This window comes from Pseudofrankia coriaricola (assembly GCF_032027725.1).
In the GTDB taxonomy this organism is placed as follows: domain Bacteria; phylum Actinomycetota; class Actinomycetes; order Frankiales; family Frankiaceae; genus Pseudofrankia.
Map to the genome: position 1 here is coordinate 45,906 of NZ_JASNFO010000085.1, position 23,608 is coordinate 69,513.

Genomic DNA, 23,608 nt, shown 5'->3' on the forward strand with positions numbered 1-23,608 from the left:
GCAACAACCTTCCCGCCTGACCCCAGACATGTCCCGGAGCGAACCAGCTAACGCAGCGGGCGCTCCGGCGCCGCCTGGGCTGCCTGGGCGGCGATGGCGTCGACGTCGGCGTCCGTAGCCGCGGAGCGGGTCGACATCGGGGCGTAGGAGCGCTCGTCGTAGCCGACGTAGAGCTGGCGCGGGCGGGCGATCTTCTGCTCGGGGTCGAGCAGTCCTTCCTCCCACTGGGCGAGCCAGCCTGGCATCCGGCCGATCGCGAACAGCACCGGGAACATCTCCACCGGGAAGCCCATCGCCTGGTAGATGATCCCGGTGTAGAAGTCGACGTTCGGGTAGAGCTTGCGGCTGATGAAGTAGTCGTCCTCGAGCGCGATCCGCTCGAGCTCCATCGCCAGGTCCAGCATCGGGTTCGTGCCGGTGACCTTGAACACCTCGTCGGCGATCTGGCGGATCACCCGGGCGCGCGGGTCGTAGTTCTTGTAGACCCGGTGGCCGAAGCCCATCAGCTTCTTCTTGCCGTCCTTCACCTGCGCGATGAAGGACGGGATGTTCTCCGCCGAGCCGATCTCGCGCAGCATCCGCAGCACCTGCTCGTTGGCGCCGCCGTGCAGCGGGCCGTAGAGCGCGGCGATCGCCGCCGCCGCGGCCGAGAAGGGATCGGCCTCGGAGCTGCCGACGGCGCGCATCGCGTTGGCGGAGCAGTTCTGCTCGTGGTCGGCGTGCAGGATGAACAGCACGTCGAGCGCGTGCTCGAGGACCGGGTCCGGGTCGTACTTGAGCTCCGTCGCCTTCCACATCATGTTGAGGAAGTTGCCGGCGTACGACAGGTCGTTGTCCGGGTAGACGTACGGGAACCCGACGGAGTGCCGGTAGGAGTACGCCGCGAGGGTGGTGATCTTCGCGATCAGCCGGACGATCTGCAGCCGGCGCAGCCCCGGGTCCTTGATCTTCTTGGCGTCCGGGTAGAAGGTCGACAGCGCGCCCACGGAGGAGACCAGCATGCCCATCGGGTGGGCGTCGTGGTGGAAGCCGTCGATGAACTTCTTGATCGACTCGTGCACCAGGGTGTGGTGCGTGATCTCGTCTTCCCAGGTGAACAGCTCGTCCTTGGTCGGCAGCTCGCCCGCGAGCAGCAGGTAGGCGACCTCCAGGAAGCTGCTCTTCTCGGCGACGTCCTGGATCGGGTAGCCGCGGTAGCGCAGGATGCCGGCGTCGCCATCGATGAACGTGATGGCGCTGCGACAGCTCGCCGTGTTGGTGAACGCGGGGTCGTAGGTCATCAGCCCGAAGTCGGCGTCGTCGACCTTGATCTTGCGGAAGTCCGCCGCGGGCACCGCGCCGTCTTTGATCGGAATCTCGTAGCTACGACCGGTGCGGTTGTCGGTCACGGTCAGGGTGCTGACCTGCTCGGACACGCCGGGCTCCTCTCGCTGTGGCAGCGCAGTCGGTCGACGGGCTGGCACGACGCCGGCGCCATGAGTCCGGGTAACGGAAGCCCTCGCGCCGGTTTGCTGGCAGTTCGTTACTCCCAAGTCTGGCTGCTCGGAGCGCCACATGCGCGTGATCGGAGTGGTACATCCGACGTGGGTTGCGCCACCCGGTCCGTCCCGCGTAGTCGGGTTGGTCTGCTGCGTCGCTGGAGCCGTGCTCAGCGCTCTGAGCTAGCCACATCTCGTGGCGGCAACGCTTGTCGACCTTGGTTCTGGTAGCTATTACCCATTATTGATGGGAATGCGTTGTGTATCGCGCGCCACTCAGCGTGTGCCTGCAGCACCGGGCTGCCCCGAGTGGGCCCCGCCACTCTTGACGCCGCTTCGAGAGAAGGCGAGAAGGCCAATTCAGGGATATCCGCCATTGCGTCGAGTGGCCGGAAACGGGCCAACCGGGACAGATTGGCCCGGGTGAAGTCCGGTGAACGAAGTCCGGTGAACGGCCGCGACCCCGGCGCGGGAGCCGCTACCGCGGGCTGGCGGGAGGCGGGCCGGCGGGCGGGTCGGCGGCCGGGTCGACATCGGCCTGCGCGCGCAGCCAGGCCAGCACGGCCAGCACCCGGCGGTTGTCGTCCGCCGCGATCGGAAGGTCCAGCTTCGCCAGCAGGCTCGCGACGTGGTTCTCCACGGTCTTCGGCGCCAGGTGCAGCGCGGCGCCGATGCCCTGGTTCGACCGTCCCTCGGCCATGTGACGCAGCACAGTCCGCTCACGGTCCGTCAGCCGGGCGAGCGCGCTCGCCCGGCGGCGGTGCGCGAGCAGCGGGGCGACGATCTGCTCGTCCACCACCAGTCGGCCCGACGCGACCCGGCGCAACGCGTCCAGCAGCGTGTCGACGTCGTCGACCCGGTCCTTGAGCAGGTAGCCGACGCCGCCGAAGCCGTCACCGAGCAGCCGTACGACATGCGGCGTCTCGGCGTACGTCGACAGCACCACCACGCCGACCCCCGGGTAGGTCGCGCACAGCCTCTCGGCGGCCCGCACGCCCTCATCGGTGAAGGTCGGCGGCATCCGGATATCGAGGATCACCGCGTCCGGGGGGTCGGCGTCGACGGCGGCCAGCAGCTCCTCGGCCGTCCCCGCGGCGACCGTCACCTCGATACCGGCGTGGCGCAGGAGGAGGACCAGACCCTCCCGGAAGAGGGCCGAATCGTCGGCGACGGCTACCCGCATGAGAACCCCATGCTCCGCATCGGGCCGCCCGGCGACCCTGGAGGGGGCGGCCGGCCGCCGGCCGAGTGCGCCTGCGACCCCTGGGGCAACACTGAAGGTACCTTCCGTAGTTGGTCTGTCGCCCGAGAACCTCACCCTGGCCGACGCCAGCTGGCCCGCGGGGGAGAAGGAAGAAGCCCGCTCCCGCCGATCTCCGGAGCGTGACCTGAGGCTCAGGCGATCGGGATGACCGCGGTGAGTGTCGTGCCCCTGCCCGGCGGGCTGTTGATGGTCAGGCGGCCGCCCAGCGTGCGGAGTCGGTCGGTGAGCCCGGCGAGGCCCCCGTCGGGGGTGGTCCGCGCGCCACCCTGGCCGTCGTCGGTGACCGTGAGGACGACGGCGAGGGGGGTACGGGCGACGGTGACGGTGGCGGCGGTGGCCTGGGCGTGTTTGACGGCGTTGGTGAGGGCTTCGCAGACCGTGTAGTAAGCGCTTGCCTCGACCTCGGGGCTGAGCCGTTCGTCGGAAGCGGTGACGGTGACCGCGAGGGGGAGGGAGTCGGCGACGGCCTCGAGCGCGGGGGCGAGGCCGCCGCCCGCGAGAAGGGCGGGGTAGAGGCCACGGGCGAGGGCGCGCAGCTCGGCGAGGGCGGCGGCGAGGTCGCCGCGGGCGGCGTCCAGGGCGGCGAGAGTGTCGGGTTCCGTGGCGGTGTGGCGGGCGACGCCGAGACGAGTGCCCAGAGCGAGGAGCCGTTGCTGGGCGCCGTCGTGGAGATCGCGTTCGAGCTGGCGCCGGGCTTCGTAGGCGGCCGCGTTGGCCCGGGCGGAGGAGGCGAGGACCTCTTCGAGGCGGGCGTCGGCCGTCGCCTTGAGGCGGACGTTCTCCAGCGCGACCGCGAGCGCCTTCACCGTCACGTGGACGGAGTCCCAGGGACCACCCCGCCCGCTGCTCAGAACGACGACAGCCAACGGGCCGCCATCACGGTCGCGCAGCGGCACCCTCACGATGCCCTTGGTGGGTGCCGGGGGATCGGCCGGTGCCCCGCTCGCGGTGATGTGACGCATGTCGTCCTCGGCCCACAGGTAGATCTCGCCCGTCGGGTCGCGCAGAGCTGTCCGCAGCACGTTCCTGACGTCCGCCAGCGATGGCGGTACCGGCAGCGACGCGAGCAGCAGCGCGGTTCGCACCCGTGCCAGCCGGCAGCGCAGCGCCGCGGCGTCGAATGAACCTGGGATCGCGAGCACCGCGAGGGCTATCGGCAGGTACACCTGGTCCTGCGCCGTCGTCCTGACCAGAGTGGTAATGAGACAGGCCGTCGCCACTACGAGTGCCGCCGGGGCCAGGACACGGCATTCGAATCTGCTTGCAGGCCTGAGTCCCGCGCGCGACGGCGAGACCAGCGACCACGCCATGTCAGCACACCCCGCGATGCTGATGAGCCATGTCATAAGCCTGGCACGGTCCGTCACAATCCCCACGCGGGGATGGGGGGAACCACCTAACCCGCCGCCAGGGTCCGCCCGTTGGTGGTCTTGCGTCGCCCGGCGGGTGGATTTGGGAGAGGTTTCCGGGCGAGAGTCGGGCCGGTGATCCCTTCCGGCGGGCTTGTGGGTGAACCCCGGTACATCCTGAGCTTCGCTAACGAGTATCGTCAGACGATGGAGACCGCGGCGATGCCCGAGCTCGCGTCGGCGTTGCGCCTGTCCGTCATGCGGCTGTCCCGGCGGATGCGCCAGGAGCGTTCCAGCAGCCTCTCGCCGACGCAGATCGCGGCGCTTGCCACGCTTGAGCGGCACGGCCCTATGACGCTCGGCGAGATCGCCGCGCACGAGCGGGTGCAGCCGCCGTCGATGACCAGGGTCATCACCTACCTCGCGGATGCCGGCCTGGCCGTGCGGTCCGCGCATCCCACCGACGGCCGGCAGGTCATCGCCGAGATCACCGTGGCCGGCCACGCCCTGCTCGAGTCCGACCGGCGCCGCCGCGACGAGTGGCTCGCCGAGCGCCTGACCCACCTGTCCGGCGACGACATCGCCGCGCTGCGCCGCGCCGCCCCCATCCTCGAAAGCCTCGCCGGCTCCTGACTCCGCCAGCGCCCTCGGTGCCGCCCTGGCTGGGCGTGGGCGCATGGACGCGCGGCGGCCGTCACAGCTCGACCCAGCCGCCGTCGTCCCGGGAACGGCGGGCCGCCTCCCGCAGCCTGGTGACCGTGAGCAGGTCGTGCACGGTGGCGCCGCGGACCATCGCGGGGTCGCCCAGCTCGACGGCGCGCACCAGCTCGTAGGCAGCCTCGACCAGACCGGGGCGCTCGGAGACCGGCGCGGGCGTCCAGACGGTGCGCACCCCGTTGTGGTCGGCCAGGCGGACCCGGCGGCCCTCGACGACGATCCGCCCCTGCTCACCACACAGCGTGAACGTCGCCTCGGCGAGCTTCCCGCCCATCCGCTCGTGCACCAGGACCGTCGCGCCACTGGTGGTCAGGAGCGCCAGGGTGACGGGGGCGGCCGCCGTGAGCCGGCGCGCCGGCATGCCCTCCGGGTCGGCACACACGGCCAGCACGTCGCCGCACCAGCGGCCGGTGAGGTCAAGGATCTCCGCCCGGCCCAGCGGCCCGGACGGCGCGCCCACGACCGTCATCTGGGTGAGGCGGCCGAGCGTGGGCACGGACGCCTGCACGTGCCGGGCGGCCGGCCACGCCCGGTCGTCGAAGGCGACGACGTGGGCGAGGTCCGCGTCCTCGGCGACGTCGGCCACGGCGCGCAGCGCGGCCGGGTCGCCCGTCGCCGCCCGCACCATCAGCACGTGCAGGCCCGCCTCGGCCACTCGCCGGGCGATCAGATCCGACCCCGGCGGCGCCAGCTCTATGCACACGGCCTCGATCTCGTCCGACAGCAGCGCGGCCAGGTCGCTGTATGCCCGCGGCGCCTCGGCGTCGGCCGCCCAGGCCAGCGACTCCAACGGCTCGGGCGCGAGCAGGCCGACCACCTCCAGCCCGGCTTCCCGCAGCACCGACGCGGTCGCGCGTTCCGAACCGTCGGTGACCAGCGCGGCGACGACCGGCGGCCGGCCGGAGTCTGCCAGGCGCCTCGCCGCGCGCCGTCGCTCCCGCCAGGCCCGGGCGACCATGGGGTCGCGCGGGCCGACAAGCTCAGGCACGGTGGTCATGGCTAGAGATAGTGCCTCTGCCGGGTGCCCACACGAAGCCCGCTTGGCACGAGTCACGCCGACAAATCCTGGGCTGGCCGAGGCGCCCCGCGCCGCTGCCGGTCCGTCCGCGATCAAGGGGGACGTGATGCCCGCCGAACCGCCGGCGTCCGGCCGAGGCATCGCCACGGGCGCGCGGCCTCCGACCGCGGTCTCCGAGGGGCGCCCGGCCGGGGCAAGGCTGTTTGTGGCCGTGACACCGCCGGCTGAGGTGATCGAGGCGCTGGTCACGGCGGTCGGGCGGGCGCGGCCAGCGGCACCGGCACTGCGCTGGGTCGACGTGGAGCGGATCCACCTGACGTTGGCGTTCCTCGGCACGGTCGACGACGTGCTGCGCGAGGACCTGTCCGATCGGCTTGGCCGCGTCGCGCGCCGTCACCCTCCGGTCGCCGTGCAGCTGGCGGGGGCAGGCCGGTTCGGGCATCGGGTGCTGTGGGTAGGCGTCACCGGCGAGCTGGCCCCCCTGGCCGCCGGGGTGCGGCGGGCGGCGGCGAAGGCCGGGGTGGCCGGCCTCGACGATCGGCCGCTGCGCGCGCATCTGACGTTGGCGCGGGCGCGCGACGACCGGCGATCGGGATGGGAGGACGGCCCCGGCCGGGCCGGTTCCGGGCGGGGGACGAGCGGCGTCGACCTGCGGCCCGTGCTGGCGGCGCTCGGCGAGCTGCCGGCCCTGGCCTGGACGGTCGACCGGTTCGATCTCATGAGGAGCGTGCTGGGCCGGCATCCGTACTACACCGTCGAGTCGACGTGGCCTCTGGACGGGGCCCGGCCCGGCGATGCCGATGATCGTTAATCTCACTTTGTTCAGTCAAGTGGTAGAAAAGTGAATCACGACACACCGTGAAAGCGTTGGCGAGCGCGCTACACGTGTGTTTCCGTTGCTTTCGTGCTGAAGCCGGCCTATCTGGTCACCCGGGGCTACATCGACCTGCTCCGGGTCGCCTCCGCGGCCTGTCCGGTCCGCTGACGACCCCGCCGCCCTAGCCGCCAGCCACCCTCCGTTCGCCCGCCTCGCCGGTTCCCGGCGTCGCGGCTGGACCGCCTCGCGCCGCCAGACCCGGCCGCGGACCCGCCCCCCGTGCCACGTCCGTCGACAACGGCCGGCGGCGGGCACGAGGCAGCCGTCCCTGGCCGGCGCGCCCGCCCCCACTTTCGAGCAGAACCCGTCGGCGGAGCCCTGCCACGCCGCCGCTCGTCCCATGCCGCATCCGCCTGAGGAGATCCGCATGTCGCCGCAGCCCGCCGCCGCTCCTGCCCCCCAGACCTCGCCGCGCGTACCCGCGCTCGCATCCATCCATACGGTCCGCCGCCCGGCGGGCCCGCCGGTCGACTCCACCGGTTCCGGGGCGCGCGCCCGTGCCGGTGTGCAGGCCAGCGCCACCGAGCGTTTTGATCTTCACCAGCTGAACCGTGGCTCCGCGGCCCTGCGGGCGCTGGCCGGGGCGGGAGCGGTCGCGCCGGGAGCCAGCGGCGCCTCGTCCGGGCCGGCGGGGGTGCCGGGCGGGCGCCGTGGGCTGATGGTCGACCGGTCCGCCTGGGCCGCCTGGCTCGACGGCGAGTTGCTGGACCTGACCTACCTCGAGTTCGAGGTGCTCGACTTCTTGGTCCGCCACCCCGGCCGCGTGTACTCCAGGGCGGCGCTGCTGCGTCACGTCTGGGGGCACCACGTCGAGGACGACCCCGGTCAGGCCGGCCGCACCGTCGACGTGCTGGTGACCCGGCTGCGCCGCAAGCTGGGGCCCGAGCACCGGATCCGGATCGAGACCGTCCGCCGGGTCGGCTATCGCTACCGTCCCGTCGCGGCCGACCTGCTCGGCTGACGGCGCGGGCCGGGGCGGCCGGCTCCGGCGACGCCGAGTCAGCCACGGCCACGGCAGCGGGATCCTGGTCCAAATCACCCCGGGTTCTGGCTGCGTGGTGAGGTCCGGAACTGTTGGGTAGAGGTGTGAAACCGTCGACCGAGTTCACCGAACATCCTCCGGCCACGGGAGGTTTCGCGGTCGCGCGGACGTCGGTCGGGAAGGTGCCCATGGCGCTGAGTGCCGCCGAAGGCACGCACGACCGCCTGGCGCTCCGCGCGACGGTACCGGCGGCACAGGCGTGGACGCGCCCGCTGACGCGGATGTCAGGACACATCCATGGTGGGTGGGCTGCCCGATGACGAACGCGGACTTCCTGGCGGATGTCAACCCCGCGTTGACCCACGTGACCGGCGCGGCGCGGGACCCACGGCCGGTGGTGCTGGCCCGCCGCGAGCCGACCGCCGCGCCCACCGTCGATCCGGGGACGCTGCGGCGGGTCTTCCGCCGGCACGCGGCCGGCGTCGCGGTCGTCACCCTGACCGGGCCCGCCGGCCCGGTCGGGTTCACCGCGACGTCGGTCGCGTCGCTGTCGGCCACGCCGCCGCTGCTGTCGTTGTCGCTGTCGAGTACGTCGTCGTCCGCGCCCGCGATGCTGGCCGCCGAGACGCTGGTGGTGCATCTGCTCTCGTCGGACCACGAGGAGATCGCCCGGCGGTTCGCGACGAGCGGCGTCGACCGGTTCGCGCCGCCGGTCCGCTGGCGCGCACTGCCGACCGGCGAGCCGGTGCTGTCCGATGTCGCTGTCTGGCTGCGGGCGAGGATCGAACATCGGATCGCCGCCGGTGAGAGCTATCTCGTCGTCGCCGAGGTGGTGGACAGCTGGGTCGACCGGGCGGACGAGCCGCTTCTCTACCACGACGGCCGTTACGGCACGATCTCCGACATGCCCGCGCCGGACGCGGCGCCAGGACCGGACCCGGCCCCCGAGGGCTAGCTGCTCGGACTGCCCGCGAGGCGGTCAGACGGTCAGACGCCGGAGGTTCAGACGCCGGAGTTCAGACGCCGGAGTTCAGACGCCGGAGGTTCAGACGCCGGAGTGCGGCGCGGTCTGGCCGGCGTGGCGGAGGCGGTTGCGGCGGCGGATGACGATGACCAGTCCGAGCAGGCCGAGGCCGACGCCGCAGGCCGCCGTGGCAAGCCACCACAGATGTCCGTCCGCGCGCAGGTCATCGGCGAACGGCAGCATGATGATCAGAGCAACCAGCCAGGCCACCGTGCCGACGGCGACCGAGCCGACCCCGTCATGGGACAGGGGGGCGAGTCCGCCCGCGCCGTCGTCCGGACGAGGCTCGACGCCGTCCGGCCGTGAGGGTTCCTCCGATGGGCCATCCGGCTCCCGACCTGCCGCGCCGGCACCCTGGCTCGTCGTAGCATGCGCCTCCACGTCGGCGACGTTACCCGGCGGCGCGGCCGGCGGCCGCGCTGGTGGCGCGCCGGCTCCAGGCACCGGCCGCTCGGGCCGGTGCGAGGTCAGATGTCCGCGGCGCGTGCCACGGGGGCCGGCCCGCCGGACGGCGTGAGCCATGCGCCGAAGGAACGGTGAGTCACCGACTCCAGCAGGCGTATGTCTTCCTGGAACAGCTCCACGGCCCGCGCACGCAGGTCGGGCGGTGGGCGGTCGGCCGACTGGCCGGGCTCGTCGGCCAGCCCGGCCCCCGTTCCGGCTCCGGCGGCGAGCTCGAAACGCGGATCACGGGCCGCGCCCTTGCGGACGCCGAGGAAGCCGCAGGCCCGGTCGAAGACGGCGGCCGGTCCGGCGACCAGGTCCGGATAGTGCACGAGCAGCACCTGGCCGGGGCTGTACAGGGTGTACAGCTTTCGCAGCTGGCCGCCGTAACGGCCCAGCTCCGCGTAGCGCCACGCCCAGCCGTAGCCGGCCCTGGCACGCTCCGGCTCGGCGAGCAACGCCGCGACAAAGTCGGCCAGCGGCTCTGTCCCAGTGGTCCGCGCGCGCCGCCAGGCGGCGTACGCCCGGTCGATCGGGTCGCGTAGCGCGACTAACAGCCGCGGATAGGCCGTGCACTCGTGTAACCGCCGCTGTGCCGCGAAATCCGCGAGCAGGTACGGCGCCACGACGCCGTGGCGGCTCCCCGCCGGTACCGCCGGCCCATCCTCGACGCCGGTGGCCCCGTCGATCCCCCACGCGTCGCCGGCGGGTGCTCCCCCCGGCTCGCTGGGCGTCCGGTGCTGGTCCGCGGGCACCGCGGCCGCCGTTGCCTGCCGCGGAGCGGTCAGCCGCAGGCCTGGATGGCGAGCGAGCGTGGCGACGAGCCGCGTTCCGCCCGTCTCGGGCGGGGCGGCGACGACGAAGTCCGGCCGCGTCATTCTCACCCCCCGGCCCGTCCCTGACACATGATCGTAGCCCTGCCGACGGTACTCACCATTGTCCATCAAGAAGATAGACAATTACGTCGAAGACCCGGATCGCCGCGCGCCATCGTCAGCCATCGCCACACCCGCCGGGCGGTCACCCGGATGGGGCGCTCCAGAGGGGGGCGATCGCCTCGTCGTCGAGGTCGTCCTCGGCGTCGCGGAAGGCCGTGCCGTCGGGGTCCCGCAGGGCCGCGGCCAGGGCGTGCCGGCGGTGCCAGGTGCCGGCCCGCCAGGCGAGCGCGCGGGCGAGCGCGTCGGTGCCGGCCGCGGCATCGACGTGGACCTCGCCGCCGATGCCGCCGACCACACGCCAGGGCGTGTGCGCCGGTCGGCCGGCGAGGTCGGCGACCACCAGCCGGGCGTGCTCGACGTACGGCGTGCCGTCCGGCGCCTGCCGCTCTGCCGTGTTGTAAGGGCCATCGAGGACGGCGCAGTCGGCGGACGCCGACGCGAGTGGCACCCCGAGCACGTGGCCGATCTCGGCCGCCCGGTCGAGCGGCACCCGCAGCGGCGCCGCGTCGCCGAGCAGGGTGAGCAGGTCCGGGGCGTCCAGGACGACGGCGTCGCGGGTGGGGACGACTCCCCGCGGGGTGCGCACCGTCAGCGGCGGGTCCAGCCGGCCGTCGGCGAGCCCACCGCCCGGCTCCCCGTCCGGGCCGGCGGCCAGCCGGGTCGCGGCGGTCACCGCGGCGACGTAGAGCGCCCTGGCGGACGGCCACGGAACGTCCCGGTCGACGTCACCGAGCCTGTCGAGCAGGTCGAGCACACCGGCGACGTCGCCGAGGACGTCGCCCAGGGTCAGACGGCAGCCGAGCGCGCGCAGCAGCTCGGCGTCCACCCCGGGCAGCGGTGCCGCCGGGGCGAACAGCCCCGCGAGCAGCGGGTCGGCGCCGGGCAGCCGCAGCTCCGGCGGTGGCAGCCGGACCGTCCCGCCGCGGCCGCCGGCAAAGCCGAAGCCCTCCCGGTCATACCGGTCCCGGTCGTCGTAGTCGTCCTCGCCGGTGCCGCGGTCGGCATCGGCATCGGCGTCGGCGGCCGCGTCGGTGTCCCGCGCGCTCGCGATCGGCAGCAGCGCGTGCCGGGCGAGCCACCAACGGGTGTATGACGGCTCGTCGTCGAGCACGATCCCGCGCAGCGGCGGCTGAGCGAGCTCGGCGAGCGCCTCCGGCCAGGCAGCCGGATCCACCAGCTCCAGGTCGCGCACGGCGGCGAAGCCTGCGAGCACCACCGGAGCGCCACGGCCGCCGGCGCGGGCCGCCGCGGCCCTCGCCGTCGCGAGCGCCGGCGACTCGACAGCCTCCTCGACCCAGGTGTCGCTGTCGTCGAGGTCGAGCAGCACGGGTTCGTCCGGGTCGAGCGTCACGTCGCTCGCGTAGAGCACCCCGAACGTGCGCAGCACGCCGACGGCCTCCAGCACGCTCGTCGACCAGGCGTCGGTGATCTCCGGTGCCAGGATGCCGAAAGGCGTGTCACCCGCGACCAGGCGGTCCAGTGGGCCGTCCGCGATCAGCAGCTCGGCGGACGGGACGAACTCGCTCTCGGTGTCCGGCAGGAGCAGCTCGCCGAGCCAGTCGAGCCCAGCGGCTGTGTCCGCCGGGGTCAGGTCCGCGTCGCGGACCAGCGCGAGCACGGCCGCGGCCAGCGCCAGCAGCTCCTCCGGGTCGTCGTCGGGGTCGGAGTCGACGACCGCCTCGTGTACCGCCGGGTCGCGCAGCACGCCGGCCGGCGTGCCCTCCACCGCCCCGAGGGTGCGCAGCGCGTCCCTGGCCGCACCGAGGCAGGCGTCCGGATGCACGACCCGCAGCGGCAGCCCGGAGGCGGCGAGCGCCATCACGTCCAGCCCCTCGGTGGGCAGCAGCACCCCGCGCGGCCCGGTGACCATCCGCACCCGCAGGGCCGGCCGATCGCCCACGGCGCCCGCCGCGCCGTCGGGATGGTCGCCGCCGTCGGCGACCGTCGCGACCGGCACCGGCAGGGCGCCGAGGGCATCCCGGTCCGGCGCCGTGATCAGAGCCGCGTACAGCGACGACCACCAGGCCGGGGGCCTGCGCAGGCCCGCGAGCACGTCCACCAGGCCGGCGCTGTCGAGCCGGCGCACGCCGAGCGCGTCCAGCGCGCGCCGCCAGTGCCGGGCGGCGTAGCGCGCCGGGAGCAGTCCCGCGACAGGGCTCTCCCGGGAGTCCTCGGCGGCAATCTCGGGACCCGGGGTTCCTGCTGGGCTGGAGGCGACGCCCTGGTCGGACACGACGGCCCCGCCAGCGGCCGGGGAGAGCAGGGCGGTCACGGCGTCGGTGGCCGGGCCGAGGTCGCAGACGACGCATTCTCGGCCGAGCCGGCCGCCCGGCATCATCCCGACCTCGGGCAGCATCCGCGCCACGGCGTCGCGCAGCCGGCCGTCCACGGGACCGGCGGGCAGCCCGGACGGCACCAGCTCCAGTGCCGCCAGCGGGTCCGGCGGGATCACGACCTGTTCGATCGGCTCCGCCGATCGAACAGGAACCCCGGGGTCCGCGCCGATCGGTGCGGGGCTGTGCCCTTCACCGGAGGCCGGGCCCGACGCCGCGAACGCGGCGAACAGGTCCTCGCCCCGGCCTTCGCCGTCGCCGCCCGGCGCGGGCGTGCCATCGGCCGTCGCATCGACATCGGCGTCGGCGGCACCCAGGTGGACGGCGAGGGCGACGACCGCCTCGGCGAGGCGGTCGGTCAGCCAGTCGCGCAGCGGCCCCGCGACCGTGTGCCGGCGGGAGGGCTCCAGCGGCAGCTCGACGCTGGCCAGTACCGGTAGGGACAGGGGCTCGTCGGTTGGCTGCGGCGCGCGGACCACCTTCGGGACAGACGCCGGCCAGCCGCGGTCGCGCACCATCGCGCGGGCCGCGTAACCGGTCCTCGCCCGCTCCTCGACGGGCCTGTCCGCGAGCAGCGCCGCCGGGATCGTGCCCCGGCGCACGCAGCCGCGCCAGCGTTCCCCGTCGAGCAGCGCGATCTCCAGCGCGGCGTCCAGCGGCATGTCCGCGGGATCGGCCGGGTCGCCGTGGTGGGCGTCGGCGATCGCCGCCGGCGGCTCGCCGACCGACTCGTCGCCCGCGGTGTACTCCCAGTGGCAGGTGTGCGTCTGGACGTCGCCGTCCAGGTCGAGGACGGCCTCGACCAGGCCGGGCAGGACCAGCAGGAGCGTGGGGTCGAAGGCGGCCAGCAGCTCGCGGGCGGTCGTGGCGGCCTCGGCATCGCGCAGCGGGAGCCGGACGACGGTGTCGTAGCCGTCCGGTGGCGGCTGCTCGTCCACCACGGCGAACGGCAGCCGCAGTGTGGGCGCCGCGCCGTCGCGGCGGGCGAGCTCGGCGCGCAGCCCGGCGGCGCCGATCTCGTGGACGGCGGCGACCGTCCATTCCTTGGACCAGCGCACGCCGCGTGCGGACGCCGGCGGGGCCCCTTCGGACGGGCCTTCCGCCGGGCCTCCTGGCGTTTCTTCGCCGATCCGGGTCATGGCCGGGTTCCGCGAGACGATCGACGGCTCGTCGCTGACGGCGAGCACGGCGGCGAACCCGGCGCCGAACCGGCCGATGGCGCCGGTATCCCGCTTGGCCGAGGCGCGCAACGTGCTGAGCGCCTCCACGCCGGCGGCGGTTAGTGGCGCGCCGGTGTTCGCGACCTCCAGCTGGTCACCCGCGAGCCGGATCAGCACCCGGCCGGCGACCCCGGCGACCGCGGCCGCATCCACCGCGTTCTGCAGCAGTTCGGCGACGAGGCGGTCACGGTAGGCGCCGAGCGCCGCGTCCTCCTCGGCGTTGGCGTCCTCTCGGAACCGGGCCGGCGACGCCGCCCAGGCGTCGAGCACCCGCCCTCGGATGGCCGCCGTCCCGAACGGATCGCCGACCTCCCGGATCCGGGGTCCCTGCCCGATTGGCGACAGGGTCCCTCCTCGATCGGCGGACGGGGTCCCTGCCGGATCGGCGAAGCCGATCGGGGAGGTCGTGATCGGGGAGGTAGGCGATCGGGGAGGTTCGGGAGCCGAGCCGGGAGGAACCCCGGGGTTCACCGGCTCGTCGGCCGGCCCAGCCGCCGCGGCGGAGCCAACCGCCGGCCCGTCGACCGCGTCCAGATGCGTCGCTTCCACTGCTCTATCTTCGCCACTGCCTCCTGCGGCTGTGACATTGGTTCGCTCCGTGCGGGCTGTATTTCTGGTTCGCTCCGTCCGGGCGCGGCGCTCCGGCCCCGTACTCGCTTCGCTCCCACGGGACCTCCGCGCCGCGTCCTCCTCCGCGAACGTGCGCTGCGGCGACCTCCGCTGCGGCCCCCCTACGTCGCTGCGCTCGTAGGAGGGCCTCCGCGGAGGCGCGCCTCCGCGCCGCACGGTCACCTGCCGCTGTACGTGGCCAACCCGAAGCCGTCATATCGGTGGGGCCACGTCGCTTCGCTCGTGGCCGGGCTCACGAGCGAAGCGACGTGCCCCACGGAGACGGCTGATGTGGTCTCGCATCGTTCAAGCGGACCGCAACCGAGCTGGCGCGGAGGCGCTACGAGCGAAGCGGAGTGGCTCCCGCAAGGCTCAAGCTCTGGATCGGGTCGGTCCTGGTTTGGTGACGTCACAGCGAAAGGTGACCGTGCTGGCGCGGAGGTGTGCCGCCGCGGAGGCGCTGCGAGCGAAGCGGAGTGGCTCTCGCAAGGCTCAAGCTCTGGATCGGGTCGGTCCTGGTTTGGTGACGTCACAGCGAAAGGTGACCGTGCTGGCGCGGAGGCGCGCCTCCGCGGAGGCATCCCCACGAGCGAAGCGACGTGGGGGTGCCGCAGCGGAGGTCGCCGCAGCGCACGTGAGCGGAGGAGGACACGGCACGGAGGTCCCGTGGGAGCGAAGCGAGTACGGGGCCGGAGTGCCGTGCCCGGACGGAGCGAACCAGAATTACAGCATGGGACGAGCGGGCGCGCGGCGGCCGGATGATCCTCGGCTGGCGGAGGCCTTCACCCGGCAGTGGGATCTGATCGTGGCCGGCGTCGATGCGTTGGATGACGCGCTTTTCGCCGCCTCCAGCGCGCTGCCCGGTTGGACGACAGCCGACCTGGTGGCGCACTGCGCCCGGTCCGGTGGGGCGCTGGCGCGTGCGCTCATCGACGCGCCGCCCACCCCGACGGCCGCCGCTGCCGGCCGGGGGGAGGCCCGTGCGAGCGACGCCGGTGTGGCAAACGCCGTCGAGTATGTGGGCGGGGTCGGTGCCCGTGCCGAGGCGATCGCGGACACCGCCCGCTCGGACGCCGCGGGCATGTCCCCGAATGACCTGCGCTCCCTGCTGCGGGCGGCGGTGGCCGCGTCGCGCGGCGCCCTCACGGCCGCGACCGTTGACCAGCCCGCCGGGCAGACAGCCTGGGACCTGGTGGCGACCTCGCCTGGCGGGCCGATCCGGCTGGGCGACTTCGTCGTGACCAGGTGCGTCGAGGGGGTCGTGCACGGCCTGGATCTCGGGCTCGCGCCGGACCGGGACGCGCTGCGTGTCGTGACGCGTCTGCTCGTCGATCTGCTGGCGGTTCGGGCACCCGGCCGGTCCGTCGAGGTCCGGGTGCCGCCGTTCGCCGCCGCGCAGGTGGTCGAGGGCCCCCGGCACACCCGTGGCACCCCGCCGAACGTCGTCGAGGCCGACCCGGTCGCCTTCGTCGCGGTGGCCGCCGGGCGGCTGGACTGGTCGGCGGCGCTGGCCGACGGCCGTGTCACGGCCAGCGGTGAGCGTTCCGACCTGCGTCCCTACCTCCCGCTCCTGTAGTTCGTTCCTGTAGTCCATCTCACTTGTCCGGCGGCGGATGACGGTCTTCCGGCTGCTGGGTGGCCCGCGCCCCCGTGGGAGCTTGGTAGTACTGCTCACGGGTACCTCCGGAGCGAAATACCCGCTAACCCGGCTCCTGTTAGCGTGAGTGGCGGTGGCTGTCGACGGTGAGTCCGTGGTGGGACGGTCCGTCAAGATCCCAGTCAAGGCGGGTTGGCCCGTTGGCGCCCGCGTGGGCGGCCTGGCAGGGTGGCCCGTTGTGCCAGCCCGGGGGCGAGCCCGGATCCCGGACGGTGACAGGCGAGGAGAACTGGTGCCATGACCAAGGGGACGGCCGCCGCTTCCGGTTCGGACGACCCTCGCTCCGCCGGCCCCCGTTCGTCCACTGGCCGGGTGGCCGGCACTGGCCGGGTGGCCGGCGCCGCCGGCCGGGGCCGCGTGGACCAGAACTGGGACCTCGAGCTGCGCGACGCCGCCGGCCCTCAGGACGCCTGCGGGGTGTTCGGGGTCTGGGCGCCCGGCGAGGACGTCGCGAATCTCACCTACTACGGCCTGTACGCCCTGCAGCACCGCGGCCAGGAGGCGGCCGGCATGGCCGTCGCCGACGGCCGCGCGATCCTGGTGTTCAAGGAGCTGGGGCTGGTCGCCCAGGTGTTCGACGAGCGGACGCTGTCGAGCCTGTCCGGGCATCTGGCCGTCGGGCACACCCGGTACTCGACCACCGGCTCGTCCACCTGGGAGAACGCCCAGCCGTCGTACCGCACCGCCCGGCTGGGCCAGGGCGTCGCGCTCGCGCACAACGGCAACCTGACCAACATCATGGAACTGGCCGAGAAGCTCGGTGACGACCGGGACGCCGGCATGCACGCCACCACTGACTCCGACCTGATCACCGCGCTGCTGGCCAACCACCCCGGCCCGACACTGGTGGACGCGGCGCTGGACATCCTGCCCCGCCTGTGCGGCGCGTTCTCGCTGGTCTTCTCGGACGCCTCGACGCTGTACGCCGCCCGCGACACCCACGGCATCCATCCGCTCGTGCTGGGCCGCCTCGACAGCCGCGCCGACGAACAGGCCGAGCGGTCGGCCGCCGCCGACACGGACGGCGTGGGCGCGCCGGTCGCGGCCGGCCGGGACGTCTCCGGCCATGACGGTTTCCCACCTGTTCAGCCTGGCGGTGGCCCGGCGGTGGCGGCCGGGGCCTGGGTGGTGGCCAGCGAGACCTGCGCGCTCGACATCGTGGGCGCGACGTTCGTGCGCGAGGTGGAGCCGGGCGAGCTGGTCGTCATCGACGCGGACGGGCCGCGCTCGCTGCGCTTCGCCCCGGCCGACCGGCACGGCTGCCTGTTCGAGTTCGTCTACCTGGCTCGCCCGGACACGACGATCGCCGGTCGCTCGGTGCACGCCACCCGGGTCGAGGTCGGGCGGGCCCTTGCCCGCGAGGCCCCGGTCGACGCCGACCTGGTCATCCCGGTGCCGCAGTCCGGTGTGCCGGCCGCCGTCGGCTACGCGGAGGCGTCCGGTATCCCGTTCGGCGAGGGGCTGGTCAAGAACTCCTACGTCGGGCGGACGTTCATCCAGCCGTCCCAGACGATCCGCCAGCGGGGCATCCGGCTGAAACTGAACCCGCTGCGCGAGGTGATCGAGGGCCGCCGGCTCGTCGTCGTCGACGACTCGATCGTGCGCGGCAACACCCAGCGCGCGCTGGTGCGGATGCTGCGCGAGGCCGGCGCCGCCGAGGTCCACATCCGTATCTCCTCGCCGCCGGTCCGCTGGCCATGCTTCTACGGCATCGATTTCGCCACCAGGGCCGAGCTGATCGCCAGCGGTGCGGGGGTGGAGGAGGTACGGGAGTCGCTCGGCGCGGACTCGCTCGCCTACGTCTCGCTGGATGGCCTGGTCGCCGCGTCCCGCCAGCCGGCGAACGAGCTGTGCCGGGCGTGCTTCGACGGCATCTACCCAGTGCCGCTGTCCGACTCTGATCGGTTGGGTGGCAAGCACCAGCTGGAGGCGATGGGCAGCGGCGCGGCCACCGGCAAGGCGCTCGCCGAGGCGTTCCGCCGACAGGTCGTGGCCGGCATGAACGGCGCGGACCCGTCACCCGACGACCTCGACGAACTGGCCGGCATAGACACGTTCGAGGGCATCGAGGATCTGGCCCGCCTGGACGCGTCGTCGACGGCTCCGACGATGCCGGCGGGGCGCGTGGGTGGCGCGGGCGCCGGTGTCGCGCCCGCCGGAAGCGTCCGGCCGTGACCGCGCCCGTGAGCCCCGGCGGCAGCCGTCCCGGCTCCTCCAGCGGCACCGGTTCGGGTGGTGCCACCGGCGGCGTCTCGTACCAGGCCGCCGGCGTGGATGTCGCGGCCGGCGAGCGGGCCGTCGAGGCGATGCGCGGTCATGTGGCGCGGGCGAGCCGGCCTGAGGTGGTCGGCTCGCTCGGCGGTTTCGCCGGGCTGTTCGCCCTCGACACCAGCCGTTACCGCAAGCCGCTGCTCGCCTCGTCGACCGACGGCGTGGGCACCAAGATCGCCATCGCCCGGGCGCTGGACGTCCACGACACGGTCGGCATCGACCTGGTCGCGATGGTGGTCGACGACCTGGTGGTCTGCGGCGCCGAACCGCTGTTCCTGCTCGACTACATCGCCTGCGGCTCGCTCGACCCCCGTCGGGTGGCCCTGCTGGTCTCCGGTGTCGCGACCGGCTGCGAGCAGGCCGGTTGCGCGCTCGTCGGCGGGGAGACCGCGGAGCACCCCGGTCTGATGGGCCCGGATGACTATGACCTGGCCGCGACCGGCATCGGCGTCGTCGAGGCGGACGAGGTTCTCGGGCCCGAGCGGGTCCTGCCGGGGGACGCGCTGATCGCGATGGCGTCGTCCGGGGTGCATTCGAACGGGTTCTCGTTGGTGCGTCATCTGCTGTTCGGTCAGGCTGAGGCGGGCTTTCCCGGCGGGATCGGCCCGGACGGCCTGGCGGCGCTACGGCGTGAGGAGCCAGCGCTCGGCACCACCCTCGGCGCCGCCCTCCTCACCCCGACCCGGATCTACGCGAAGGACTGCCTGGCGCTCGCCGCCCAGACCGCGGTCCATGCGTTCGCGCACATCACCGGCGGCGGGCTGGCCGCGAACCTCGCCAGGGTGATCCCGGCGGGCCTCATGGCCACGCTCGACCGTGCCAGCTGGACACCCCCGCCGATCTTCGCGCTGCTCGCGGAGCGCGGCCCGGTGGCGCGGGAGGAGATGGAACGCACCTTCAACCAGGGCATCGGCATGATCGCGGTCGTCGCCCCGGCGGCGGTCGACGACGCCCTGACGTTGCTCGCGGCCCGTGGCGTCCCTGCCTGGCTCGCGGGCCACGTCACCGAGGCGTCGGCCAACGGCAAGGGCACCGAAGTCGCCGAGGACCGCCTGACCGCCCGGCTCACCGCAGACCACCCGTAGACGGGCGTAGACCTACCTCGCACCGTCCAAGCGTGACGCACCCGTGCGGCGCGGAGGCGCGCCTCCGCGGAAGCCCGGCCACGAGCGAAGCGGTGTGCCCCCGCGAACGTGGTCGTCTTCGGTTTGGTGACGTCACAGCGGCGGGCAACCGTGCTGGGCGCGGAGGCGCGCCTCCGCGGAGGCCTGCCTACGAGCGAAGCGACGTGGGCGGGCCGCAGCGGAGGTCGCCGTAGCGCACGTGAGCGGAGGAGGACGGCGCGCGGAGGTCCCGTGGGAGCGAAGCGAGTACGGGGCCGGAGCGCGCCGCCCGGACGGAGCGAACCAGAGACTCAGCGGTCCTGATCGTCTTCGTCCTCGTCGAGGTACGCACTGTAGTCGTAGTCGTCATCCGTGTTCGGATCGTCGTCCTCGGTGGGGTCCCGAGTGGTCGATCCAGAGCCGCCCAGATCCGCCTTGAGTCGGTCGAGATCCATCGTTGGCGAGCTGTACTTGAGCTCGCGGGCGACTTTCGTCTGCTTGGCCTTTGCTCGGCCGCGCCCCATGGCTCGACCCCCTCGAACATGACGACGGGGACCCGCCCCGGTGCTCTAACTGTCTCGTGCCTACCGAGACTACAGGGATCGCGGGCCGGTCGGCACGCCAACCCGACAGTTGACTGCGGCTGCCACGCGAAGGCGCGCTGAGGGCGCCGCTCGCGCCTCGCCCGCGGCGGTCGCTAGGAGGCGCGCGGGGCGCGCCGCTCGCGCCTCGCCTGTCGGACGCTCCGCGCCCGACCTGCCTGATTCCGGCTTAACGTGCTCTGCCGGGCCCGGTCTTCGCGGGGCCCGAAGTGCTGGTTGGGTGTCGCTCGCGGGTCACTTGGCGGGCCACTCGTGCCTCGTATCGGTTGGACCCCGACTGCCTGGTTTCGGCTCAATAGCGTGACTCACATAACATCGGAGCGGGCGGTCGAACGTGGCCCGACGAATATCGGACGGGCGGTTGCGGCGATCGGCCGCGCGGCTAGGGAAGCAGGATGCGCCGTAGGCGGCCAATCCCCGCGATCCGGCGCTCGGCGAGGGTCACGGCGGCGGCGCCCGGGGTCTGTCCCTCTGCGTCGGCCAGCTCAAAGACGTCCTGAGTCGTCGTGAAGATCCGGGATGCGGCCGCCTTGGCCCGATCGACCCGGTAGCCCCCGATCTCGTCGGCGACCTGGATTAGGCCGCCAGCGTTCACGACGAAGTCCGGCGCATAGAGGATGCCGGCCTCGGCGAGCAGCTTGTCGATGCCAGGGTGGGCCAGCTGGTTGTTGGCCCCACCACAGACCACCCGGGCACGTAGCCACCCGACGGCCGCCTCGGTGAGCACGCCGCCGAGCGCGCACGGCGAGTAGATATCGGCTGGCGCCCCGATCAGCGCATCCGGATCGCCCACGATCTCGACCTCGGGATGCACATCGTGCAGGTGCACCAGCGCGGCCGGGTTGACGTCGGCCACGAGCACCTTCGCCCCGTCCTCCAGTAGATGCCCGACGAGCCGGGCGCCTACCTTGCCGACGCCGCTGACCGCGACCGTCCGGCCCTCGAGGCTGGGGCTGCCCCACAGACGCGCGGCACAGGCCCGCATTCCCTCGAAGACGCCGTAGGCCGTCATCACTCCAGAGTCCCCGGACCCGCCGTGCGCCGGCGAGCGGCCGACGACCCACCTGGCCTCACGGGCCACGATGTCCATGTCGGTCGGGTAGGTGCCGACGTCGCAGGCGGTGATGTACCGGCCGCCTAGCGAGGCGACGAACCGTCCGTAGGCGCGCAGCAGCGCCTCGGAGGAGTCTCTGGCCGGGTCGCCGATGATGACCGCCTTGCCGCCGCCGAGGTCGAGGCCGGCACAGGCGGCCTTGTAGGCCATCGCCCTGGACAGCGCCAGGGCGTCGGCGAGCGCCGCGGACTCGTCCGGATAGGTGTGGAACCTGGTGCCGCCGAGTGCGGGGCCCAGCGCGGTCGAGTAGATGGCGATGATGGCGCGCAGCCCGGAGGTGGGGTCGGAGCAGAAGACCACCTGCTCGTGCTCGGCGCCGGCGTCGAAGACCGAGGAGGTGACCCCCGTCCCCTTGACCAGGTTCGACCCGGACGCAGACACCTGTGTCATGGCCGAACCCTACGGCGCGCCCCAACCGTCGGCGCCGTGACGCGGGATCGACCTCCCCAGCCCTCGCCGATCGCCGATCGCAGGAATCGGCCGTCTACTGCATGTCCTCATGGTGTAACCATTAGCAACTGGCAATCTGCGCAAACTGGACAGGGGCCGCGCGACTAGCAAGCGCACCCTGGCTGCGGCAAGCGACAGCGTCTTTAGCGCAATATCGACACAACCAGGTCCCCCGGGTCGGCCCCACGTCAGCCACGGCTATACGCCTGTAGCCGGCCCCACCCTCGGAGGGCGCGAAGCGTCCGACCCGGGGCGAGCGCGTTCAGCGCCTCGCCGCCTTCGCGCCCTCGTCTGACGGGATAGCCTCGCCTCGGCGGATTGGCCGGGAGGGGGGTTGGAGCGGTGCCTATCGTCTCTCCAGCGGCATACTTGCGCGTCTATGAGCCGCTCGCCGCTTTCTCGCCGGCCGAGCGGCTGCGCTGGCAGCGGTACGCGGCCACGGCTCCGCCGTCGCGCCGCGCGGGTGCCCGCAGGGAGCGCATGGTCGCTCTGGTCGCGATCGTGCGCCCGACGTTGGACGTCGCCGGCGAGTCCGCGTTCGTGCAGATGGTCGACGGTCTGATGTTCGTCTGCCCGTGGTCGACGCAGCTGCGGGTGTGGCAGGCGGCGATGGAGTTCCGTGGCGGGATGCCCGAGCGGATCGCCGAGGTCTTCCTGCCGCGCCGGATCGTCGACCCGGCGGAGATCGAGCTGGACCGCTGGCGCGCCCGCCGCCCGGAGCTGAAGGTCCATATCCAGACCTCGACCTGGTCGGTGCCCACGTCCTGGTTTCTGCTCTTCGACTCGGCCGAGCGAATGCTGGTCACCGGCGACACGGCCGAGCGCTCCATGGTCTACCGGACCGAGATCGGGCTCGCCCGGCGGCGGATCGCCGAGGCGGTCGAGACGCTGGCGGCGATGCGCGACACCATGCCGGATGCTTCCGCCGTCGAGGGCGTGACGGAGCTGGCCCGATGGCTGGAGATCTTCCACCCGCGCAGCAGGGTCGAGCTGGACTACGACGGCCTGGTCGAATTGCTCGATGACGAGGTGCTGCGCGGCGACAACTCCGTCGAAGACCTCACCGAGGCGGTCCGGGCGTTACGCCAAGGGCGAACAGACCGCGCGGCAGAGGCGTACGAGCGCGTGCTGGTCAGGTGGCGGCCCTTGCAGACAAGGGAATCCGCGAGCTGATCGACGCGGTTGCTAACGCTGAGTCGCCACTCGCTTCGGACGAGCTGTGACTAGTCAGCAGATGGTCCCGACGTGCCATGTCCGAAATGCCCCCGAAGGATGCACGATCTGTATGGGACGGAGCGACGCTCTGTGACGGGAGGCCAACGCAATGACGACGAGAACGCCGGACGCCGAGCCCCTGCTGACTCCGGCCGAGGTGGCGACGATGTTTCGGGTTGATCCGAAGACTGTCACCCGGTGGGCCAAGGCTGGGAAGCTGACGTCGATCCGCACCCTTGGTGGCCACAGGCGCTACCGGGAGGCGGAGGTTCGGGCCTTGCTGAAGGGGGTCCCCAGTATGGGTGGTGACCTCTAGGCATCGACCAGTTCGGTACATGGTTTCCTGTTTGCCATCTTTCGGGTGGCTTCCCGCTAGCCCGCGTGACAACGGGCGCGCCATGTACCGACGGGGTGGGTGTCCGGTACGGCACGCCGACCTGCCAGCACCGACGACCCCGGTCGAAGGGCGGGGCCGTCGGGCTATCCGGCGTGCTTTACCGGCAATGTGCTCGCCCGTCCCACCGATTCGCCAGACCTCGCCAGGGTTGTCCGGCCAGGTCGACGCTGCCGCTCCAGGCAGACGGATCGGCGGGACCCCGGGGCGCCTGGCAGGCGCCCCGGTGGCCTGCGAATCTCCAGGCGTTCGAGGGGTGCCCGGCCCGGCCTTGACCGGCTGCCGGGCACCCAGCTCCCCCCGCTCCTGTCCCTGCTTCTGATCGAAGCGGTCTGACCCACGCGACCCGCCGGGCCGATCATCGGCCCAGTACGGCGGGCGCGTGCCGGTCAGCTGTTCAGCAAGGCACCACATGGACGACGGGCGGCGCGCCCCAGGCGCGCCGCCCGATCTCGTCTCCGGGCCGTTCTCGGCAGCTGCCCCCGCGGCTATGCGAGTGCTATGGCTCTGGGGTGGGGCCCTGGCGGCGCGGGTGCCCGGGCGGGGCGG

18 protein-coding genes are annotated in these 23,608 nt (G+C 73.1%); 9 read left to right on the forward strand and 9 right to left on the reverse strand.

What is annotated here, in order from left to right:
* Positions 1 to 47 precede the first annotated feature (47 nt).
* The 3 genes from QOZ89_RS36155 to QOZ89_RS36165 all read right to left on the reverse strand — a co-directional run bounded on the left by QOZ89_RS36155 (position 48) and on the right by QOZ89_RS36165 (position 3,962).
* The gene (locus QOZ89_RS36155) at positions 48 to 1,415 is read right to left on the reverse strand and encodes a citrate synthase (protein ID WP_071046934.1); all 1,368 of its coding nucleotides are present in this window, start codon (positions 1,413 to 1,415) and stop codon (positions 48 to 50) included.
* A 541-nt stretch (positions 1,416 to 1,956) separates the two neighbouring features.
* Positions 1,957 to 2,661 (reverse strand): response regulator transcription factor, encoded by a 705-nt coding sequence (locus tag QOZ89_RS36160; RefSeq protein WP_312628378.1) that lies wholly within the window; start codon positions 2,659 to 2,661, stop codon positions 1,957 to 1,959.
* A gap of 212 nt (positions 2,662 to 2,873) precedes the next feature.
* On the reverse strand, positions 2,874 to 3,962 hold the full coding sequence (locus tag QOZ89_RS36165) for a sensor histidine kinase (protein WP_157910429.1): 1,089 nt from the start codon (positions 3,960 to 3,962) through the stop codon (positions 2,874 to 2,876).
* A gap of 336 nt (positions 3,963 to 4,298) precedes the next feature.
* Here QOZ89_RS36165 and QOZ89_RS36170 point away from each other — a divergent pair, with 336 nt between their 5' ends.
* The gene (locus tag QOZ89_RS36170; RefSeq protein ID WP_071046937.1) at positions 4,299 to 4,724 is read left to right on the forward strand and encodes a MarR family winged helix-turn-helix transcriptional regulator; all 426 of its coding nucleotides are present in this window, start codon (positions 4,299 to 4,301) and stop codon (positions 4,722 to 4,724) included.
* A 61-nt stretch (positions 4,725 to 4,785) separates the two neighbouring features.
* Here the strand turns inward: QOZ89_RS36170 and QOZ89_RS36175 are convergent, their stop codons facing one another.
* Entirely contained in the window at positions 4,786 to 5,805 is a 1,020-nt protein-coding gene (locus QOZ89_RS36175) for a Gfo/Idh/MocA family oxidoreductase (protein WP_071046938.1), read from the reverse strand.
* 127 nt (positions 5,806 to 5,932) lie between these two features.
* Between QOZ89_RS36175 and thpR the strand changes: the two genes are divergently transcribed.
* The 3 genes from thpR (at position 5,933) to QOZ89_RS36190 (ending at position 8,640) form a co-directional block, all read left to right on the forward strand.
* A complete protein-coding gene (thpR, locus tag QOZ89_RS36180) occupies positions 5,933 to 6,637 on the forward strand; it encodes an RNA 2',3'-cyclic phosphodiesterase (RefSeq protein ID WP_312628382.1) in 705 nt (234 codons plus the stop codon).
* A gap of 433 nt (positions 6,638 to 7,070) precedes the next feature.
* The gene (locus tag QOZ89_RS36185) at positions 7,071 to 7,664 is read left to right on the forward strand and encodes a winged helix-turn-helix domain-containing protein (RefSeq protein ID WP_071046939.1); all 594 of its coding nucleotides are present in this window, start codon (positions 7,071 to 7,073) and stop codon (positions 7,662 to 7,664) included.
* Between the two features lie 337 nt (positions 7,665 to 8,001).
* Entirely contained in the window at positions 8,002 to 8,640 is a 639-nt protein-coding gene (locus tag QOZ89_RS36190) for a flavin reductase family protein (protein WP_083418176.1), read from the forward strand.
* A gap of 90 nt (positions 8,641 to 8,730) precedes the next feature.
* Here the strand turns inward: QOZ89_RS36190 and QOZ89_RS36195 are convergent, their stop codons facing one another.
* The 3 genes from QOZ89_RS36195 to QOZ89_RS36205 form a co-directional block, all read right to left on the reverse strand.
* Positions 8,731 to 9,090 (reverse strand): DUF2530 domain-containing protein, encoded by a 360-nt coding sequence (locus QOZ89_RS36195; RefSeq protein ID WP_083418177.1) that lies wholly within the window; start codon positions 9,088 to 9,090, stop codon positions 8,731 to 8,733.
* Positions 9,091 to 9,176: 86 nt separating this feature from the next.
* Positions 9,177 to 10,031, reverse strand: coding sequence for a sulfotransferase family protein (locus tag QOZ89_RS36200; RefSeq protein WP_071046941.1), 855 nt, complete (start codon positions 10,029 to 10,031; stop codon positions 9,177 to 9,179).
* Between the two features lie 142 nt (positions 10,032 to 10,173).
* Positions 10,174 to 14,193 (reverse strand): sacsin N-terminal ATP-binding-like domain-containing protein, encoded by a 4,020-nt coding sequence (locus tag QOZ89_RS36205; protein ID WP_397428906.1) that lies wholly within the window; start codon positions 14,191 to 14,193, stop codon positions 10,174 to 10,176.
* A 790-nt stretch (positions 14,194 to 14,983) separates the two neighbouring features.
* On the opposite strand from QOZ89_RS36205, the gene QOZ89_RS36210 reads away from it, so the two are divergent.
* From QOZ89_RS36210 to purM, 3 genes are all read left to right on the forward strand, one after another.
* The gene (locus tag QOZ89_RS36210) at positions 14,984 to 15,829 is read left to right on the forward strand and encodes a sterol carrier family protein (protein WP_071046942.1); all 846 of its coding nucleotides are present in this window, start codon (positions 14,984 to 14,986) and stop codon (positions 15,827 to 15,829) included.
* 318 nt (positions 15,830 to 16,147) lie between these two features.
* Complete coding sequence (locus tag QOZ89_RS36215; protein ID WP_083418168.1) at positions 16,148 to 18,085, forward strand: amidophosphoribosyltransferase; 1,938 nt, start codon at positions 16,148 to 16,150, stop codon at positions 18,083 to 18,085.
* Positions 18,082 to 19,266, forward strand: a complete 1,185-nt coding sequence (gene purM, locus QOZ89_RS36220) for a phosphoribosylformylglycinamidine cyclo-ligase (protein WP_312628390.1) — start codon at positions 18,082 to 18,084, stop codon at positions 19,264 to 19,266. Before QOZ89_RS36215 ends, purM begins: the two co-directional genes overlap by 4 nt.
* Before the next feature lie 329 nt (positions 19,267 to 19,595).
* On the opposite strand, the gene QOZ89_RS36225 is transcribed toward purM, so the two are convergent.
* Together QOZ89_RS36225 and QOZ89_RS36230 are read right to left on the reverse strand one after the other, a co-directional pair.
* Positions 19,596 to 19,808 carry a DUF3073 domain-containing protein gene (locus QOZ89_RS36225; RefSeq protein ID WP_071046943.1) on the reverse strand — a complete coding sequence of 71 codons (213 nt, stop codon included), beginning with the start codon at positions 19,806 to 19,808 and terminating at the stop codon, positions 19,596 to 19,598.
* 460 nt (positions 19,809 to 20,268) lie between these two features.
* Positions 20,269 to 21,390, reverse strand: coding sequence for a Glu/Leu/Phe/Val family dehydrogenase (locus QOZ89_RS36230; protein WP_071046944.1), 1,122 nt, complete (start codon positions 21,388 to 21,390; stop codon positions 20,269 to 20,271).
* A gap of 402 nt (positions 21,391 to 21,792) precedes the next feature.
* On the opposite strand from QOZ89_RS36230, the gene QOZ89_RS36235 reads away from it, so the two are divergent.
* Positions 21,793 to 22,623, forward strand: coding sequence for a DUF8083 family protein (locus QOZ89_RS36235; protein WP_071046945.1), 831 nt, complete (start codon positions 21,793 to 21,795; stop codon positions 22,621 to 22,623).
* 151 nt (positions 22,624 to 22,774) lie between these two features.
* Positions 22,775 to 22,981 (forward strand): developmental transcriptional regulator BldC, encoded by a 207-nt coding sequence (gene bldC, locus QOZ89_RS36240; RefSeq protein ID WP_013428155.1) that lies wholly within the window; start codon positions 22,775 to 22,777, stop codon positions 22,979 to 22,981.
* Positions 22,982 to 23,608: the final 627 nt, after the last annotated feature.